Here is a 17,633-nt window from a genome sequence, read left to right as displayed (position 1 = left end):
GATCATGTCACTGTCGGGTGCGCCGCTGGCGCACGACTATCCCCCGGATGCCGGGGCCATCGCCAGTCTGTCCGACTGGCTGGCGGGCATGCTCGAACCCGTCTACGGGTTCGGTTCCCTGCACCGCTTCAAGGAGAAGTTCCACCCGCGGTACGAGACGATGTATCTGCTGTTCCGCGACGAGAGCGACCTCACGCGCATCGGCGCAGGCCTCGCTCGGGCGTTCCTTCCCGATGCGACACTGCGGCAGTTCGCCGGAGCCGGGGTGGAACTGGTGCGGGGCGAGCGCGACTGAGTTCGTCGAAGAACTCGGGTCGCTGCCCGCCCCGCAGGCGCGACGCCTGAGGCGCCGCGCGGTCGGTCTTGAATCAGACCGGACGAATGTTCTCAGCCTGCAGGCCCTTGGGGCCCTGGGCTACTTCGAACTCGACGCGCTGGTTCTCTTCAAGCGAGCGGTAGCCGCCCGACTGGATCGCGGTGTAGTGCGCGAAAACGTCAGCGCCGCCGTCATCGGGGGCGATGAAGCCGAAGCCCTTCTCCGCGTTGAACCACTTGACCGTGCCCTGGGTACTCATTTATTGCCGTTCTGTGGGGTGCCCGCCGCGCGAACTGCGTCGAGTCCCATCCAGGCTATCGAACCGCGGCCGGATGTGAAGATTCCACGGAAAGAAGGTGACATAAACGTTGCACTCCGCCCCATCGCACGCCCGGGCTGAGAATAGACACTCGAAGCCCGGGCGTCGACGGATCCCCCCGGATAAGTCACGACTGGCGTGACACCGCACACTCTACCGATATATCACCTGTTCGGCGAGGGATCATCGCCGTGAAAACGCTGTTGACCGTGCCGTCCGCCGGACCGTCCGGGTCGGGTCGCCGGGACGCTTCGACGGGTCTATGCAACTGAATCATCAGCCATAGAATGTTCCGCGTCATGACAACGCCGTTCGCACCCCTCGAGCCCCGGGGAACCGTCCTCGGTGACGAGGTCTACACGCTCCTCGGCGAGGCCATCCTCGATGGGCGCCTCGAACCGGGTGCGCGCCTTCGCGACCGGGAGCTGGCCGAGGGGCTCGGGGTCTCGCGCACTCCGGTGCGCGAAGCCCTGCAGCGGCTCGAGCGAACCGGACTGGTCGAAGTCTCGCCGAATCGCTACACGCGGGTGTCGGTGCCGAGCGACCGGGTGCACGCCGACACGCACGAGTTCTTCGTCTACCTTCTGGGCAGCGCGCTGCGGATCGCCCTCCAGCGGTGCGCCGACGACGATCTCGCCCAGAGCGTCGAGCACGTGGATGCGATCGTGGCGGCATCCCGTGACGACGACCACGCCGGCATCATGACCGCGACGTCACGGTTCTTCGACCGCGTCGTCCATCACACCGACAATCTCGCCTTCATCCGCGTCCTGCGCGAGGCGGAACTCGCGATCCGCCGCAACCTGGCCGGGTGGCACCCCTTCGTCGAGTGCCCGATCCGGCGCACTGAGGGCTATATCGAATTCCGCGATGCCGTCGCCACCCGCGACGGCGCGCGCGCGGAGGCGATCCTGCGGGATCTGCACGGCCTGATCTGAGCAGGACTTACGCCTGTCGCGGCCCGTCGATACCGTTGACGGCGTGGGGCACATCGAACTGCGCGACCTGGACGACGAGGATCTCGACGCGATCTTCGAGATGATGCGCGACCGTGCCGCCGTGGAGATGGCGGCCTTCACGGCAGCCGATCCGGATGATCGCGAGACGTTCGACGAGTGGATGCGGCGCGAACGCGCAGCGCCGGATGTCGCGCTCTACGTCGTGACCGAGAGCGGCGGCTTCGCCGGCACGGCCGCGCTCTTCTCGGCGGAGGGCGATCGCGAGGTGACCTACTGGATCGCGCGTCATGCCTGGGGGCGCGGAGTCGCGACCCAGGCGCTGCGCCTGCTGGTGTCGCGCGAGCCGGAGCGACCCCTGTTCGCGCGGGTCGCCGCGCACAACGCGGCATCCCTCGCCGTGCTGAAGAAGCTGGGTTTCACGGAGGTCTCTCGCGAGCTCGAGTTCGCGCCGGGCGTCGGTCGCGACGTCGAGGAGATCGTGCTGGTGCTGCCGCCGACGCTGGAGTAGCGGGCGAACGGCGGGCGGAGCCTCTGGCGGCAGGGGCCCGCCCCGGTCGAGTTCGCGGCCGACCCTCGCCCATGAAATGACAAAGGGCCCCATTCGGGACCCTTTGTCATTTCGTGCGCGAGGGGGGAGTTGAACCCCCACGCCCTTTCGGGCACTGGCACCTGAAGCCAGCGCGTCTGCCTATTCCGCCACTCGCGCAAGATGCGGCATCCGAGGACACAGCGCAACTCAACTTCCCGAGGATATCACGCAGCCTCGCGGCCCTCGAATCGAGCTCAGAACCGTCGAGCTGAGGTCGCCTCCGCCCAGAGAGGCTGCCCGCCGGGAGGAGATGCGCGAGGCGGAGGATGAATCCCGCCGCTTCCGCCTCCCGATCGCGCATCTCCTCCGCATCCGCCCGCCCGGCGGCGCACGCTGCCCCGCGCCACGGCGTCCGTCCATGACTGGCACAGACTCAGCAACTAGCATGTAGCAACCGGTCTGCCCTGCCTGAGGAGTCGTGTGGGACTACTTGACAGCTTCGAGAAGGGTCTCGAGCGCGCGGTCAACAGCGCGTTCGCCAAGACCTTCCGCAGCGGTATCCAGCCCGTCGAGATCGCGTCCGCTCTGCGGAGCGAGCTCGACAAGAAGGCCGCCATCGTGAGCCGTGATCGCATCCTGGCGCCGAACACGTTCACGGTGCACCTGTCCGCGACCGACGACGACCACATGCGAACGCTCGGCAGCGCGCTCGGCAACGAGCTGGACTCCCTGGTGCAGAAGCATGCCAAGTCGCAGGGGTACACGTTCGCCGGACCCGTCTCGATCACCCTCGAGCGCGACGACCAGCTCTCCACGGGTACGCTCCGTGTCGAATCGTCCACGGTGGAGGGCCGAGTCGCATGGCGAGGCATGCTCGACGTCGAGGGGAAGCGGCATCCGATCGTCAAGTCGCGCACCGTGATCGGGCGCGGCAGCGACGCCGACATCACGATCGCCGACTCGGGCACGAGCCGCAAGCACGTCGAGATCCTGTGGGACGGCGAGCGGGCCATGGTGCGCGACATGCAGTCCACGAACGGCACCCTGCTGGACGGCCGCAAGATCACCGAAGCCGCGCTGCCGCCCGACTCGACCGTCACGATCGGCCGCACCGATATCGTGTTCCGCGTCGTCGCGCAGGCGGCGCCGCCGCGCCCGCCGCGCCCGTCCGAGGACGCCACCCGCGTGTTCGACGTCCGCGACGGAGGGCCGCTGCGGTGAGCGAACTGACCCTCCTCCTGCTGCGCGTGGGATTCCTCGTGCTGCTGTGGTTCTTCGTGTTCGCCGTCGTCTACTCGTTGCGCGCCGACCTGTTCGGCGTCAAGGTGCGACGGATGCCGGAACCCGCGGCGGCCCCGCCGGCCCCACCGGCGCGCGGATCCGCGACGGCTCCCATCGCGTCGTCGAAGCCCGCGCCGTCCGCCGGCAAGGGAGGCCTGGCCACCACCGGCTCGGCGTCGCGCATCGTGATCACGAGCGGTCCGAAGGCGGGCCTCGAGCTGCCCCTCGGGTCCGAGCCGCTCACCATCGGCCGTTCGAGCGAGTCCGGCCTCGTGATCCGCGACGACTACACGTCGAGCCATCACGCTCGCCTTGTCCTGTGGGGCGACCAGTGGATGCTGCAGGACCTCGACTCGACCAACGGAACCTGGCACGACGGGTCCCGTGTCAGCACTCCGGTTCCCATCAAGGTCGGAGCGCCGATCAAGGTCGGGGCGACTACCTTCGAGCTGCGGAAGTAGCGGACCCAGGACACATGGTCTTTCAGGGCTCGAGCGCCGCCATCTCGCACACCGGCAAGGTGCGCTCCAACAACCAGGACTCCGGTTACGCCGGCTCCAACCTGTTCGCCGTCGCGGACGGCATGGGCGGGCATGCGGGCGGGGATGTCGCGTCCAGCCTGGCGATCGCCCGCCTCGAGCGCCTCGACCGCCCGTTCGAGTCCACCTCCGCCGCCGAGCGCGCGCTGCGGGATGCGATCGCCGACGCAGCGGTCGAGCTGATCGACACCGTGCACCTCAAGCCCGAGCTCGCGGGAATGGGCACGACGGTCAGCGCCCTCGTCATGGTCGAGGAGTACGCGGTGATCGCGCACATCGGCGACTCGCGGATCTACCTGTACCGCGAAGACGCGCTGACGCAGATCACGACCGATCACACGTTCGTGCAGCGCCTCGTCGACTCGGGCCGCATCACGCCCGAGGAGGCCCGGTTCCACCCGCGCCGGTCGGTGCTCATGCGCGTGCTCGGCGACATGGACGCCGACCCCGAGCTGGACACCTTCATCATGCCGACGCAGCCCGGCGACCGGTGGCTGCTGTGCTCGGACGGCCTGTCGGGCGTCGTGGACGACGCGCACACGGCGAAGGCCCTCGCCCTCGGCCTCGCGCCCGGGCGCACCGCCGACAACCTCCTCAAGCAGGCCCTCGACGGCGGCGCACCAGACAACGTGACGATCGTGCTCGTGGACGTCGGGGGGCAGCATCCGATCTTCTCCGGCACACCCACGATCGTCGGGTCCGCCTCCAACCCGATGGGCATCGAGGTTCCGGCCGCCCGTTCGGGCCGCGGAGGATGGCTGCACCCGAATCGCCAGGCCGCGAACGAGCCCACTCACTTCGAACCGGCCGCCGAGTTCCTCGAGGAGCTGATCGAGGAGGACCGCCGCCGCTCGAAGCGGCGCCGCATCGGTTGGATCGTCGGTCTCGTCATCGTGCTTGCCCTCATCGCGGCGGGCCTGCTCGTCGCCTACAACTGGACGCAGACGCGGTTCTACGTCGGCGCCGATGAGGACACCGTGGTCATCTACCAGGGGATCCAGCAGAACATCGGCCCCATCGCGCTGTCCACGCCCTACGAGGACACCGAGATCGCGCTCGCCGACCTTCCGTCGTTCAGCCGCGCGACAGTGGAGCGGACGATCTCGGCGCGATCCCTCGCCGACGCAGAGGCGATCGTCGACCGGCTGCGCAGCTCGGCGGAGGCCACCCGATGAGCGCACCTCCGAGCAACACCGAGGCGATCAGCACCGACACGTCCGTTCTGCGCGCGCTGCGGAGGATCCGGGTGCCGCAGACGCAGCGCAACCGCGAGCTGTTCCTGCTGCTGTTCGCCTTCGTGATCAACGCATCCACGATCGCCCTGGTCCAACTCGGAGCGCTCGGCGCGATCGACGTGACCTTCCTGTTCTACTGCGGAGCGCTGACCGCGCTGGTGTTCGCCCTGCACATCGTCCTCAGGTTCCAGGCGAGGGATGCCGACCCCTTCGTGCTGCCGATCGCCACCGTGCTGACGGGGCTGGGGATCTCGATGATCTACCGCATCGACATCGCTGTGGAGCTGCAGGGCTGGGACGCGTACTCGACCAAGCAGATCGCGTGGGCGGGCATCGCGATCGGCGGTGCGATCGCGGTGGTGGTGCTGCTGCGCAATTACCGCGTGCTGTTCCGCTACACGTACATCGCGGGCCTGACGGGTGTCGTGCTCCTCGTGCTGCCGATCATCCCCGGCCTGGGCACCGATGCCAACGCCGACGTGTGGGTCTCGTTGGGCTTCTTCTCGTTCCAGCCCGGCGAGCTCGCCAAGATAGCCCTGGCGATCTTCTTCGCGGGATATCTCGTCCGCACGCGCGAGAGCCTCAGCTCCGTCGGCACGCGCTTTCTCGGCATGACGTGGCCGCGAGCGCGCGAGCTCGGGCCGCTGCTGGTGATCTGGCTGATCTCGCTCGGGATCATCGTGCTCCAGCGCGACCTCGGCACGGGCCTGCTGATCTTCGGGATGTTCGTGGCGATGCTCTACGTGGCCACGGGCAAGACCAGCTGGGTGGTCCTCGGCGTGGTGCTCGCCGCCGCCGGCGCGTTCCTGGCATCGCGCGTCCTGCCGTACGTCGGCGGGCGCTTCTCGAACTGGCTCGACGCCTTCAACCCCGAGGTGATCGAGCGCAGCGGCGGCAGCTACCAGCTCGTCCAGGGCATCTTCGGGCTCGCGCAGGGCGGGATCATCGGCACCGGCCTCGGCCAGGGACGGCCCTACATCACGCCCCTGTCGCAGAGCGACTACATCCTCCCGAGCCTGGGCGAGGAGCTCGGCCTCATCGGCGTCTTCGCCATCCTCTGCCTCTACATGGTGTTCACGAGCCGCGGCATCCGCATCGGCCTGGCCGGCCAGGACGATTTCGGCAAGCTGCTGGCGACGGGCCTGTCGTTCACGATCGCGCTGCAGGTCTTCATCATGGTCGGCGGCGTGACGCGCATCATCCCCCTCACGGGTCTGACCACTCCGTTCCTCGCCGCGGGCGGCTCATCGCTCGTGGCGAACTGGCTGATCGTCGCGATCCTGCTGCGCATCTCGGATGCCGTCCGCAGCCGCCCGCGGGTGGTGATCGGGTGACCCACGCCGAACACCCCCGCGAGACTGCAACCGGGCGTCGAGACTGCGGGGTCATCCCGCTGTCTGGACGTCCCGGTGAAGTCTCGCGGCAAGGAAGGGGAGGCGCGCGATGACGAAGGAGCTGCGGCGCCTCAGCATCCTGATGCTGTTGATGTTCCTCGCGCTGTTCGCCTCGACGAGCGTGATCCAGGTCGTGCAGGCCGAGGCCCTCGCCGAGAACACCCGCAACACGCGGGCCCTCTACGACTCGTACGAGGTGCAGCGCGGGTCCATCATCGCCAGCGGCGCCGCGATCGCCACGTCGGTGCCCTCGGACGATGTGTTCACGTGGCAGCGCGTCTACCCCGACGCCCCCATGTGGGCGCCGGTCACCGGGTACATCAACCCCGCCCTCGGCGCGGCCACCGGCATCGAGCAGGCGATGAACCAGGAGTTGAGCGGCACCGCGGGATCCCAGTTCCTCGATCGCATCGAGCGCATCTTCACCGGCCAGCCGCCGCGCGGCTCGAATGTCGAACTGACCCTGGATGCCGCGGTGCAGCGCGCCGCGTATGACGCGCTCGGCAGCCTCCAGGGTGCGGTCATCGCAATCGAGCCGGCAACCGGCCGGGTGCTGGCGATGGTGACCAGCCCCAGCTTCGACACGAACCTGCTCGCATCGCACAACACGAGCGAGGTCAACGACGCGTACGACGTGCTCGAGGCCGACCCGGCGCACCCGCTGTTCAACCGCGCGATCGCCGGCAACCTCAATCCGCCGGGATCGACGTTCAAACTCGTCGTCGCGTCGGCCGCACTCGCGTCGGGCCAGTGGACGCCGGCGTCCACACTGCCGAACCCGGCCTCCTACCAGCTGCCGGAGTCCAGCAGCGTCGTGTTCAACGCCAGCGGCGGTGCGTGCGGTCCCGGCGACACTGTGACGCTCGCGGATGCCCTGAGGCTGAGCTGCAACATCCCGTTCGCGGAGCTCGCGGTTGCGCTGGGCGACACCGCGATCCGCGAAGAAGCGGAGAAGTACGGCTTCAACGCATCCTTCTCGATCCCGCTCGAGTCGACCGAGTCGAGCTACCCGCGCGGGCTGGACGACGCGCAGACCGCCCTCAGCGGGTTCGGACAGGGGCAGGTGACCGCGACCCCGCTGCAGATGGCGATGGTGTCTGCCGGCATCGCGAACGAAGGGGTCGTCATGAATCCGCGCATGGTCGATCAGGTCATCGGCGCCGATCTCTCGGTGCAGCAGACGTTCGAGAACACCGAATTCGGGCGCGCATTGGACGCCGCGCTGGCCGCCGAGCTGGCCGCGATGATGGTCGCCAATGTCAATGACGGCGCGGCGTCGGGTGCAACAATAGACGGGGTCGATGTGGGCGGTAAGACCGGCACTGCGGAAAACGGAGCTGACCAGCCGTACACACTGTGGTTCACCGGGTTCGCACCTGCGGTGAATCCAGAGGTGGCGGTTGCGGTCGTCGTCGAAGACGGCGGTGGTGAGGGTCAGTCGGGGAGCGGCAACACGATCGCGGCTCCGATCGCGAAGAAGGTCATGGAGGCGGTGCTGGGCAGATGAGACCGACGCAGGGAGTGACCTTCGGCGGCCGCTACGAGCTGGACTCGCGGATCGCGATCGGCGGTATGGGCGAGGTGTGGGAGGCGACCGACCACGTCATCGGCAGGACCGTCGCGATCAAGATCCTCAAAGACGAGTACATGGGCGACCCGGGCTTCCTGGAGCGCTTTCGGGCGGAGGCTCGTCACGCCGCCCTCGTCAACCACGAGGGCATCGCGAGCGTCTTCGACTACGGCGAGGAGAACGGCAGCGCGTTCCTGGTGATGGAGCTGGTGCCCGGTGAGGCGCTGTCCACGATCCTCGAACGCGATGGCTCCCTCTCGACCGACAAGACCCTCGATATCGTCGCGCAGACCTCGGCGGCGCTGCAGGCGGCGCATGCCGCCGGGCTCGTGCACCGTGACATCAAGCCGGGCAACCTGCTGATCACGCCCGACGGCCGGGTGAAGATCACCGACTTCGGCATCGCGCGGATCGCCGATCAGGTTCCGCTCACCGCGACCGGCCAGGTCATGGGAACGGTCCAGTACCTCTCTCCCGAGCAGGCGTCGGGACACCCCGCATCCCCGGCGACCGACACCTACTCGCTGGGCATCGTGGCCTACGAGAGCCTGGCGGGCAAGCGCCCCTTCACGGGTGAATCGCAGGTCGCCATCGCCATGGCGCAGATCAACGAGCAGGCCGCGCCGCTGCCCCCCACGGTCGCGGTGCCCGTGCAGAACCTCGTCATGGCGATGATCGCGAAGAAGCCGGAGGAGCGGCCCGCTTCTTCGGCGGCGGTCGCCCGTGCGGCGACGGCTCTGCGTCGCGGGGATGTCGCGGCCGCCGCTGCGGCGGTGCCCGCCATCGCGACCGGCACCTCGGTCGGCGACGACATGACCCAGCTGCTCACGCCCGCAGGAGATAGCGTCGCGGCGACGCGCATCCTCCCCGCGACCGCGGCCGTCGAGGAGCAGAAGCCCGAGACCAAGAAGCGAAGCCCGTGGACATGGCCGCTCATCGCCCTCATCGTGCTGCTGCTGCTGGTGCTCGGTGGGACGATCTGGGCTTTCTTCGCGAACCAGCAGCCGACTCCTGATCCCACGCCGTCCTCCTCCACGCCGACACCGGCACCCTCCACGCCGACGCCCACGCCGACGACGTCGACCATCGCGGTCGACACCCTCGGCCTCGAGGGCATGGACTGCACCGAGGCGGCGACGGTGGCGCGCGACGCCGGCGTGGACGCCGTCGACTGCGTCGGAGGCGATCCTGCCCCGACGGCGGACGACGTGAACAAGGTCTATCGCGTCAGTCCTTCCGGCAACATCCCGCCCTCGCAGCTGCTGACGCTGACCTTCTATTCGGATCAGGTGGCGATGCCCGCCCCCGCGGCACCGACGATGGCCGCCACCGTCGTCGCGGGCGAGCAGACGCAGGTCTCGTGGCCGGGCTACACGTGCCCGTCGGGGACGGGGCAGGTGAGCGCGTACAACCTCACGGCCGTGCAGGGCACGTTCCCCAACTCAGGTCAGTCGACGGCCGTGTTCGGTCCCAACGACCGCAACGGTCAGCTGCTGGCCGATAACAGTCCCGGTCAGACGATCATCGTCACTTACACCGTGACGTGCTCGGGCGGTTCTGCCGGCCAGCGCGACTCCGGCCCTTCGGGTGAGGCGACTTCGCAGATCGAGTCGACCGATCCTGAACCCCAACCCACCCCGACCCCGTAGTACGCGATTCAGTGGGACCTGTCGGCAGCGGTTAGGCTGACTCTGTTTCACCCAGGGAGTAACCGTGACAGCTGAGCCGCGCGTGCTTTCGGGGCGCTATCGAGTCGATGAACTCATCGGTCGCGGCGGCATGGCCACCGTCTACCGCGGCTACGACGTGACGCTCGGCCGCCAGGTCGCCATCAAGCTCCTCAACCGCGACCTCGCCGGCGACAACGCGTTCCGCACGCGCTTCCGCATGGAGGCGCAGGCGGCGTCTCGCATGGCGCATCCCACGATCGTGCGCGTCTTCGATGCCGGCGAGGACACCGAGACGAGCCCCGACGGCACCGTCCGGCCGGTGCCCTACATCGTCATGGAGCTCGTCCACGGCGCTCTCCTGAAGGATGTCATCGCGGCCGGGCCCGTGCCCGTGGGCGATGCGGTGCGCTACGTCGACGGCATCCTCGAGGCCCTGGAGTACTCGCACCGCGCCGGTGTCGTGCACCGCGACATCAAGCCCGGCAACGTCATGGTGACGGATGCCGGTCAGGTGAAGGTCATGGACTTCGGCATCGCACGTGCCGTGTCGGACTCCTCCTCGACGGTCGCCGAGACCACCTCGATACTCGGGACCGCCGCCTACTTCTCTCCCGAGCAGGCCAAGGGCGAACCCGTCGACGCCCGCGCGGACGTCTACTCGTCGGGTGTCGTGCTGTACGAGCTGCTGACAGGTCGCCCGCCGTTCCGCGGCGAGTCGCCGGTGGCAGTGGCCTACCAGCACGTCAGCGAGGCGCCGGTCGCACCGTCGGAGGTCGTCGACACGGTGCCGCGTTCACTCGACGCCGTCGTGCTCCGCGCCCTCGCGAAGGACCCCTTCCAGCGCTATCAGGACGCGGGCGCGTTCCGCGAGGCGCTGGACGCGACCGTCGGCGGCAAGGTGCCCTCCAAGCGAGCCGTCGGCGCGCTGACGAGCGAACTCTACGGACCGAATCCCAAGCAGGCCGCCGAGACAGCCCGTTCGCTGCGTCAGCTCAGCACCGACACAACGATGAAGCGCACGCAGGCCGGGCCTCCGGTCGCGTGGATCTGGGCGGGCGTGGCGGTCCTCGCCGTCCTGCTGATCTCGGTGCTGTTCTGGGTGATGTCGATCCGGCCCGGCGGTGACGTCCCCACCACCGCGCGCATCGTCCCCGATGTCACCGGCATGACCTACGAGCGGGCGAATGTCGAGATCGGCGCGGCCGACCTCGTTTCGTTCCGCGTCGACGAACCCAACGCCGACGTCGCCATCGGCAACGTCATCCGCACCGATCCGCAGCCGGGAGCGTCCGTCAGCCCCGGCCAGGAGGTTCGCGTCTACGTCTCGACGGGGCAGGAGACCACGACGGTTCCGGCGCTGGAAGGGCTGGGACAGGATGCCGCGACCGCGGCCCTCAGCGCGGCCGGGCTGACACTCGGATCGGTGACGCCGCGCAACGATCCCGCGCTGGGCGGCGGAACCATCATCTCCACCGATCCCGCAGCCGGATCCACGGTCGCGATCGGCGGGACTGTCAACGTCGTGGCCGCGACCGGCCGCGTCGTGCTCAACGACGTGACCGGCTACACGATCGAGGCGGCGACGCGAGAACTCGAGGGACCCGACTCGCAGCTGATCGTGATCCCACAGGAGGATCCCTCCTGCACCGCGGCGGACCCGCCGATCGTGACCACGCAGTCGATCGCCCCGGGCGAGGCGCCGATTCACGCCGAGATCGTGCTCACCTACTGCTCCGGACCGTAGCGGGGACGCCGGCGAGACCCGGGCCCTGTTCCGCCGCTCGCGCTGGGCTTCGGCGTATCCGCTCAGAGCGGTTGCCGGCGCACCCGAAAACGCAGGTGACGCAGACGGTCGCCCTGGTCGACGAAGTGGAACGGCGCCTCAGGGTCCGGGCTTCGGCCGGTGGGTCACGACGACTGCATGGTCGACCCCGCTCGGAGGCTCGTCCTCATCCGCGATGAAACCGTCGACCGACACCGTGCTGTTTCATCACGACCTTGCCCGCGGGCGCGCTCCTTCGCTCCGGGGTGCGCCATATCAGCGAGTCGTGGGTCGCCGCCGCCGTGTCAGCGACGCGGGTGGAGCGCGGCGCCGCGCGCGCCGGCGTCCGCGAACCCGACCGTTTCGAGCCAGTTGCCCAGCAGGCGGTGTCCACCCTCGGTGAGGACCGCCTCGGGGTGGAACTGGACGCCCTGGATCGGCGCCGTACGGTGCGCGATCCCCATGATGACGCCGCTGTCGGTGGAACTCGTCACCACCAGATCGGCGGGAACCGTGTCCGGTACGATCGCGAGCGAGTGGTACCGCGTCGCCGTGAACGGATTGGGCAGCCCTTCGTAGAGGCCACCGCCGTCGTGCTCGACGAGCGAGGTCATCCCGTGCATCAGCTCGGGCGCGTGCGACACGGTGGCGCCGTACGCCTCGGCGATCGCCTGGTGGCCGAGGCAGACGCCGAGCAGCGGGGTTCCGGCGGCCGCAGCCGCCCGCACCACCGCGATCGATGCGCCGGCACGCGCGGGCGTCCCCGGTCCGGGTGAGATCAGCACACCTCGATAGCCCGCGAGAACGGATGCCGCGGCATCCGGGTCGATCGCATCGGCCTCGAGGAGGTCGGTGTCGGCGCCCAGCTCGTGCAGGTAGCCGACCAGCGTGTGCACGAAGCTGTCGTGGTTGTCGACGACCAGGATCGGCGCTCCGCTGCTCATCGTCGCCGCTCCGGAGTGACCTCACTCAACGGTGACTTCCTGCGGGTTCACGAACTGGCTGATCCACGGGAATCCGTAGAAGAACAGTCCGTACAGGACCGCAACGATCAGGACGAGCAGGATCAGCACGCGCACCCACCACGGGCCGGGAAGGGCGTGCCACAGGGCGGTGTACATCAGGCGGCCACTCCGTCCGTCAGCGCAGGGGGCGCTCCAGCGGCCCGGGGGGTGAACGACTCGAACACGCCGTAGGCGACGATGCGCTCGGTCATGGCGAACATCGGACTGCAGCTGGTGAGCGTGATGTAGCGCGAGCCGGGCGGAGCGTCCGGCACCTGCGGAACCGGCAGGAGCACCTCGACCTCGTCGGGGGTCACGTACTCGAGCGTGCGGAAGCGGTAGGTGTACCAGCCGTCAGCGGTCTCGACGATGATCGCGTCGTTGACGTGCAGCTCGGCGATGCGGTTGAACGGCTTGCCGTAGGTCGTGCGGTGCGCGGCGACGGCGAAGTTGCCGACCGCGCCGGGCATCGCCGTGTCGGGGTAGTGGCCGATGCCGATGGGATCGAGGGTGTGCTCCCGGCTGACGCCGCCGGCCATCGGCACCTGATAGTCCACACCGAAGCGGGGAATGTGCATGATGCCGAAGATCTCGGCGTCGGCAGGCTCGGGCAGGACGATCGGCTCGACAGCGGGCGGCGCCTCGGCCTCGGCCGTCTCGCTCGGGACCGGGTCGCTCGCGGCATCGCCCGGCGCGGGAGCCGCATACTGCTGCTCCCATTCCTGCGAGAGCTCCTGCCCGGTCGCGTTACGCTGCGCGGCGTAGATCAGGTCTCCGATCCACAGCTGCCACCCGACGTAGAGAAGAGTGATGACGCCGGCGGTGAGAAGCAGGTCGCCCAGTACTCCGATGACAGTGATGCGGCGAAGCGGGCGGCGGCTCGTCGGACGTCGGGTCTCGTCCGCACGCTCGATCGTCGCCTCGTCCACACGTGGATTCTAGTTCGCGCGGGCTGTGGCCCCGCTCCCAGGAGATCGCCCGAGCGGGCTCGGTGCCGATGTACGGCGCGGGCGCCCGCCTGGAAGCGCTGCGGCTGAGAGGTAGGATGTGACGTATGGCACGACCCGGCAAAGACGACGACTCCCTGGTGGAGCGCACCGAAGGCGAGGCGGCACCGAATCCGGTGTGGTTCAAGCCGATCATGATCGGCCTCATGCTGGTCGGACTCGTCTGGGTGCTGGTGTTCTACCTCAGCGGCAGCAATTTCCCGATCCCCGGGATCGGCGCCTGGAACCTCGTCATCGGCTTCGGTATCGCCTTCATCGGCTTCTTGATGACCACCCGCTGGCGCTGACGCACTCCTCTGCCTGCGCTCTTCCTGCGCGTGGAATTACACTGGTGTGATTCATCCCCAGGTGTGGATAGATCTGTGGATAACCCTCAGTACGTGTAGATGAGCGGCGGCACCAGCAGCAGGGCGAACAGGCCCACCGCAACCGCGATCAGCAGCGCCACCTGCAGCGCGCGCCGCCTCGCCGATCGGGTCCGCGCGTAGATGAAGCCCACCAGCGCGCCAATCGCGAGTCCGCCGAGGTGCGCCTGCCAGGCGACCTGGAACCCCGGCACGAAGCCGATCACGAGGTTGATGCCGAGGATGATCAGGATGCCGCGGATGTTCGCACCGATGTGCCGGCCGATCACGAGGAGGGCACCGAGGAGCCCGAACACGGCCCCCGAGGCGCCGACGACCCAGACGTTCGGCGCGATGAGGGCCACGCCGACCGATCCGCCGAGGCCGGACAGGAGGTAGAGAGCAAGAAAGCGCCAGTGCCCGAGCAGCGGTTCCAGGCTGCGGCCGATCATCCACACGGCGAGCATGTTGAGGCCGATGTGGAAGAACCCGCTGTGGACGAACAGCACCGTGAGCAGTCGCCACGGCTGGAACGGTGCGACTCCCGCCGAGGGCATCACGAACAGGCTGTTGAAGGCGAGCAGCTCCTGCACCGGCAGACCCGGAATCAGCTGAGTCACGTAGACGAGCGCCGCCAACGCAATGATCCCGTACGTGACGAGCGGTCGAGAGTCGCGTGCTGCGAGAGCGACCGGCCGCGCCCACCTTCGCTCGGCCTTCTTCTGCGACGGAGTCTGCGACTTCTGCTGCTCGGCCATGCACTCGGGGCAGATCACCCCGACGGCACCCTGCGTCTGGCATTCCGGGCAGATGGTGCGCATGCATCGCTGACACAGGACGAAGCTCTGCCGGTCGGGATGCCGGTAGCAGAAGTTGTCGCTGTTGCGGCGGAAGTCGGTCGAGGTCACGGGTGGGCGGGCGCCCTACACCGAGACGACGTCGATCGAGGTGATCACGACCGGCTCGAGCGGTCGGTCGCCGGATGCCGTGGGCAGGGCGCTGATCTCGTCGACGACGGCCTTCGACGCGTCGTCGACGACCTCGCCGAAGATGGTGTGCTTGCCCTGAAGCCACTCCGGGCCGCGGCCCGCCTGGCCGGGGACCGTGATGAAGAACTGCGACCCGTTGGTTCCCTCGGGACGACCGGTCAGCGCATTGCGACGCAGGCCCGCGTTCGCCATCGCGAGCTTGTAGGGAGCGGTGAAGGTGAGCTCGCCGTTGATCTCGTCGTTGAAGTTGTAGCCCGGACCGCCGGTGCCGACGCCGAGGGGGTCGCCGCCCTGGATCATGAAGCCAGAGATGATGCGGTGGAACACGACATCCTTGTACAGCGGGCCCTCGCCGGCTTTGCCGGTGCCCGGGTGGGTCCACTCCTTGGAGCCGTCCGCGAGGCCGATGAAGTTCTCGACGGTCTGGGGAGCGTGATCCCCGAAGAGGTTCACGACGATGTCGCCGTGGTTGGTGTGCAGGGTGGCTACCGCTGTGTGCTGAGGCATGTCGTCCATTCTCTCAGAGTTCGGTGGGAAGGCTCCCGTCCGCGATGCCGTCTGGCAAGATGGGACAACTACAACCCCGGCCTTTGGGAGGGCAACGTGAGCCTCAACCGCAAGCGCAAGAAGGAACTCCACCGACTCCAGGTGCAGGCCAACAACCTCTGGGAGTCACAGCAGGTGCTCGTCGGCGAGGCCGCGAACATCGCGCGCGAAGCGACGCGGCAGCTGGGACACTTCAACCGCGAGCAGGTGATTCCCTCGGTACAGGCGAGCTACGGGAAGTACGCGGCCCCCTACGTGGACAAGGGCAAGCAGTTCTCCAAGCAGGTGCTCAGCGACAAGGTGGTTCCGACCGCGGGCGCCGTCGTGGGTTCGGCGCTCTCCGTGTGGGACGCCGCCAACGACACCCGCTCGCGTCTCGCCTCCGGCAAGGGATTCTCCCTGCCCGACGCGGCGACGTACGCGAAGAAGGCCGACAAGTACGGCGCGCAGGCGTCGAAGCGGCTGGCGCAGAAGCTGTCGGTGCTCGACCCGCCCAAGCGCGGCATCGGCGCCGGCGGCGTGATCGCGATCATCCTCGGCGTGGCGGCTGCGGCCGGAGTGCTCTACGCGGCGTGGCAGACGCTTCGCGCCGACGACGAGCTCTGGGTCGCCGACGACCCGCTGCGGGCGCCCGACGCCTGAGCCGATCTCCCACGAAGAGCCCCGCTGTCCAGCGGGGCTCTTCGTCGTCGGTAGCCTGGTGCGATGACCGAAGCCAACGACCCGCTGGGACGCGTCCGTGACGCGGCATCGGCTCGCGGCCTGGAGATCGAGATCCGCGAGCGGCCCGCAGCCCGGAGCTTGACCGATGCGGCCGAGCTTCTCGGCATCCCGCCGGCGGGGATCGTGAAGACCCTCGTGGTCAAGCGAAGCGACGACACCTACCTGTTCGCCCTCGTCCCCGGCGATCGCGCCATCTCCTGGCCCAAGCTGCGCGCGGTCGTCGGAGTGAACAAGCTGCAGCTGCCCGATCCGGCGCGGGCGCTGGCGGCGACCGGGTACGAACGCGGCACTATCGTGCCCATCGGCAGTTCGCACGAGTGGCCGATCTTCGCCGACCAGCGGATCATCGGCGAGCGGATCGCGATGGGCGCCGGCGCGCACGGGTACAGCCTGTTCGTGAACGCGGACGACCTGGTCGCATCGTACGGGGCGACCGTCGCTGACATCTCACAGAAGATCGATTGACGACCGGATGCCGCACCCCGCGGCATCCGGTCTGAATCACTCTCGCTGAGCCATCCGCAGCGCGATGTCGACGAGTTTGACGCGCTGCAGGCCCGGCACGGTGGAAAGCGGAAACCACTCCGCGCGATCGGTCGAGCCGTTCGTCTCGTTGCGCAGCCGCCCACCGGTGATCCGCGCGCGGTAGATGATGCGGAGGGCGTGCAGCGGACCGCTGGCGTCGGCCGCGAGACGACGGCCGGCGGGGATGACCCGGGAGTGGATGCCGAGCAGCTCGCCGACGGCCGCGCGGTAGCCCGTCTCCTCGCGGATCTCGCGCCGGGCCGCGTGCTCGGGGTCTTCGCCGGGATCGAGTCCGCCGCCCGGCAGCGTCCAGGCCGCGCGGCGACCCTCGTTCCAGTGCGCGAGCAGGATGCGGTCGTCGGCGTCGATGATGACCGCGTATGCCGCGACCCGCGTATCCATGCGTTCGACTCTATCCAGCCGTAAGCGAGAGTCGCGGCATCTGCAAAGCAGAAAGCGCCGACCCTTCGGGTCAGCGCTCTCTCGGATTCCGGATTGTGGAGCCTAGGAGATTCGAACTCCTGACATCCTGCTTGCAAAGCAGGCGCTCTACCAACTGAGCTAAGGCCCCGGGGCTGTGGTGGGGCTACCAGGACTTGAACCTGGGACCTCTTCATTATCAGTGAAGCGCTCTAACCGCCTGAGCTATAGCCCCGTTTCGTACGGCGCGAGCGCCGTCAACCTCCAAGACTTTACCCGACGCGCAGGGAATTCACGAATCCGCGCGGCGTCTTCTGCGCGGCGCGCCGCAGCGCATCGGCGTCAGCGCATTGGTTGACTGGCGAGGTGTCGACCGGTGACCCCGCACACCCAGGCGAAGCCCACGCGGGCGGCGTCGGGCAGCGGCTCAACTGGCTGCGGGCCGGTGTGCTCGGCGCGAACGACGGCATCGTCTCTGTCGCGTCGCTCGTGGTCGGCGTC

General features: G+C 68.5%; 20 protein-coding genes, 3 tRNA genes and 2 pseudogenes. 14 read left to right on the top strand and 11 right to left on the bottom strand.

Annotated elements, in window-relative coordinates:
• Positions 1–295 (top strand): phosphatidylglycerol lysyltransferase domain-containing protein (locus tag VFX99_RS04540; protein WP_329665125.1); only part of this gene is annotated, 295 nt, incomplete at its 5' end.
• 73 nt (positions 296–368) lie between these two features.
• Here the strand turns inward: VFX99_RS04540 and VFX99_RS04535 are convergent.
• Positions 369–575, bottom strand: coding sequence for a cold-shock protein (locus tag VFX99_RS04535; RefSeq protein ID WP_091485579.1), 207 nt, complete (start codon positions 573–575; stop codon positions 369–371).
• Between the two features lie 359 nt (positions 576–934).
• On the opposite strand from VFX99_RS04535, the gene VFX99_RS04530 reads away from it, so the two are divergent.
• Complete coding sequence (locus VFX99_RS04530; RefSeq protein ID WP_329665124.1) at positions 935–1,573, top strand: GntR family transcriptional regulator; 639 nt, start codon at positions 935–937, stop codon at positions 1,571–1,573.
• A gap of 43 nt (positions 1,574–1,616) precedes the next feature.
• Complete coding sequence (locus VFX99_RS04525; protein ID WP_329665123.1) at positions 1,617–2,102, top strand: GNAT family N-acetyltransferase; 486 nt, start codon at positions 1,617–1,619, stop codon at positions 2,100–2,102.
• A 114-nt stretch (positions 2,103–2,216) separates the two neighbouring features.
• On the opposite strand, the gene VFX99_RS04520 is transcribed toward VFX99_RS04525, so the two are convergent.
• Positions 2,217–2,300 (bottom strand) — tRNA-Leu (locus tag VFX99_RS04520).
• Positions 2,301–2,603: 303 nt separating this feature from the next.
• Between VFX99_RS04520 and VFX99_RS04515 the strand changes: the two genes are divergently transcribed.
• From VFX99_RS04515 to pknB, 7 genes are all read left to right on the top strand, one after another.
• A complete protein-coding gene (locus tag VFX99_RS04515; RefSeq protein WP_329665122.1) occupies positions 2,604–3,344 on the top strand; it encodes a DUF3662 and FHA domain-containing protein in 741 nt (246 codons plus the stop codon).
• Positions 3,341–3,865 carry an FHA domain-containing protein FhaB/FipA gene (locus VFX99_RS04510; RefSeq protein ID WP_329665121.1) on the top strand — a complete coding sequence of 175 codons (525 nt, stop codon included), beginning with the start codon at positions 3,341–3,343 and terminating at the stop codon, positions 3,863–3,865. The genes VFX99_RS04515 and VFX99_RS04510 overlap by 4 nt, the downstream gene beginning before the upstream one ends.
• A gap of 14 nt (positions 3,866–3,879) precedes the next feature.
• Positions 3,880–5,118: a PP2C family serine/threonine-protein phosphatase gene (locus VFX99_RS04505; protein ID WP_329665120.1), complete on the top strand. Its 1,239-nt coding sequence runs from the start codon at positions 3,880–3,882 to the stop codon at positions 5,116–5,118.
• On the top strand, positions 5,115–6,512 hold the full coding sequence (locus tag VFX99_RS04500) for an FtsW/RodA/SpoVE family cell cycle protein (RefSeq protein WP_329665119.1): 1,398 nt from the start codon (positions 5,115–5,117) through the stop codon (positions 6,510–6,512). Before VFX99_RS04505 ends, VFX99_RS04500 begins: the two co-directional genes overlap by 4 nt.
• 109 nt (positions 6,513–6,621) lie before the next feature.
• The gene (locus VFX99_RS04495) at positions 6,622–8,079 is read left to right on the top strand and encodes a penicillin-binding transpeptidase domain-containing protein (protein ID WP_329665118.1); all 1,458 of its coding nucleotides are present in this window, start codon (positions 6,622–6,624) and stop codon (positions 8,077–8,079) included.
• Positions 8,076–9,791, top strand: coding sequence for a serine/threonine-protein kinase (locus tag VFX99_RS04490; protein ID WP_329665117.1), 1,716 nt, complete (start codon positions 8,076–8,078; stop codon positions 9,789–9,791). Before VFX99_RS04495 ends, VFX99_RS04490 begins: the two co-directional genes overlap by 4 nt.
• 64 nt (positions 9,792–9,855) lie before the next feature.
• Positions 9,856–11,556, top strand: a complete 1,701-nt coding sequence (gene pknB, locus VFX99_RS04485; protein ID WP_329665116.1) for a Stk1 family PASTA domain-containing Ser/Thr kinase — start codon at positions 9,856–9,858, stop codon at positions 11,554–11,556.
• 116 nt (positions 11,557–11,672) lie between these two features.
• Here the strand turns inward: pknB and VFX99_RS04480 are convergent.
• From VFX99_RS04480 to VFX99_RS04465, 4 genes and pseudogenes are all read right to left on the bottom strand, one after another.
• Positions 11,673–11,763 (bottom strand): annotated as a pseudogene (locus VFX99_RS04480) (dihydrofolate reductase); the annotation flags it as partial.
• 116 nt (positions 11,764–11,879) lie between these two features.
• Positions 11,880–12,518 (bottom strand): glutamine amidotransferase-related protein, encoded by a 639-nt coding sequence (locus tag VFX99_RS04475; RefSeq protein ID WP_329665115.1) that lies wholly within the window; start codon positions 12,516–12,518, stop codon positions 11,880–11,882.
• A 21-nt stretch (positions 12,519–12,539) separates the two neighbouring features.
• Positions 12,540–12,695, bottom strand: coding sequence for a hypothetical protein (locus VFX99_RS04470; RefSeq protein WP_329665114.1), 156 nt, complete (start codon positions 12,693–12,695; stop codon positions 12,540–12,542).
• On the bottom strand, positions 12,695–13,507 hold the full coding sequence (locus VFX99_RS04465; protein WP_329665113.1) for a class E sortase: 813 nt from the start codon (positions 13,505–13,507) through the stop codon (positions 12,695–12,697). Before VFX99_RS04465 ends, VFX99_RS04470 begins: the two co-directional genes overlap by 1 nt.
• 125 nt (positions 13,508–13,632) lie before the next feature.
• Here VFX99_RS04465 and VFX99_RS04460 point away from each other — a divergent pair, with 125 nt between their 5' ends.
• Complete coding sequence (locus VFX99_RS04460) at positions 13,633–13,872, top strand: cell division protein CrgA (protein ID WP_329665112.1); 240 nt, start codon at positions 13,633–13,635, stop codon at positions 13,870–13,872.
• Positions 13,873–13,958: 86 nt separating this feature from the next.
• On the opposite strand, the gene VFX99_RS04455 is transcribed toward VFX99_RS04460, so the two are convergent.
• Entirely contained in the window at positions 13,959–14,837 is an 879-nt protein-coding gene (locus VFX99_RS04455) for a rhomboid family intramembrane serine protease (RefSeq protein ID WP_329665111.1), read from the bottom strand.
• A gap of 15 nt (positions 14,838–14,852) precedes the next feature.
• On the bottom strand, positions 14,853–15,425 hold the full coding sequence (locus VFX99_RS04450; protein WP_329665110.1) for a peptidylprolyl isomerase: 573 nt from the start codon (positions 15,423–15,425) through the stop codon (positions 14,853–14,855).
• Positions 15,426–15,521: 96 nt separating this feature from the next.
• Here VFX99_RS04450 and VFX99_RS04445 point away from each other — a divergent pair, with 96 nt between their 5' ends.
• Both VFX99_RS04445 and VFX99_RS04440 read left to right on the top strand, forming a co-directional pair.
• Positions 15,522–16,106, top strand: a complete 585-nt coding sequence (locus VFX99_RS04445; protein WP_329665109.1) for a DNA helicase — start codon at positions 15,522–15,524, stop codon at positions 16,104–16,106.
• Positions 16,107–16,169: 63 nt separating this feature from the next.
• Positions 16,170–16,652: a YbaK/EbsC family protein gene (locus tag VFX99_RS04440; protein WP_329665108.1), complete on the top strand. Its 483-nt coding sequence runs from the start codon at positions 16,170–16,172 to the stop codon at positions 16,650–16,652.
• Positions 16,653–16,688: 36 nt separating this feature from the next.
• On the opposite strand, the gene VFX99_RS04435 is transcribed toward VFX99_RS04440, so the two are convergent.
• The 3 genes from VFX99_RS04435 to VFX99_RS04425 all read right to left on the bottom strand — a co-directional run bounded on the left by VFX99_RS04435 (position 16,689) and on the right by VFX99_RS04425 (position 17,367).
• A complete protein-coding gene (locus tag VFX99_RS04435) occupies positions 16,689–17,114 on the bottom strand; it encodes an NUDIX hydrolase (protein ID WP_329665107.1) in 426 nt (141 codons plus the stop codon).
• A 96-nt stretch (positions 17,115–17,210) separates the two neighbouring features.
• Positions 17,211–17,283 (bottom strand) — tRNA-Ala (locus VFX99_RS04430).
• 7 nt (positions 17,284–17,290) lie between these two features.
• Positions 17,291–17,367 (bottom strand) — tRNA-Ile (locus tag VFX99_RS04425).
• A 131-nt stretch (positions 17,368–17,498) separates the two neighbouring features.
• Here VFX99_RS04425 and VFX99_RS04420 point away from each other — a divergent pair.
• A pseudogene (locus VFX99_RS04420) lies at positions 17,499–17,633 on the top strand (VIT family protein); the annotation flags it as partial.

This window comes from Microbacterium sp., assembly GCF_036277215.1.
In the GTDB taxonomy this organism is placed as follows: Bacteria; Actinomycetota; Actinomycetes; order Actinomycetales; family Microbacteriaceae; genus Microbacterium.
This window is presented reverse-complemented; position numbering and strand designations above follow the sequence as displayed.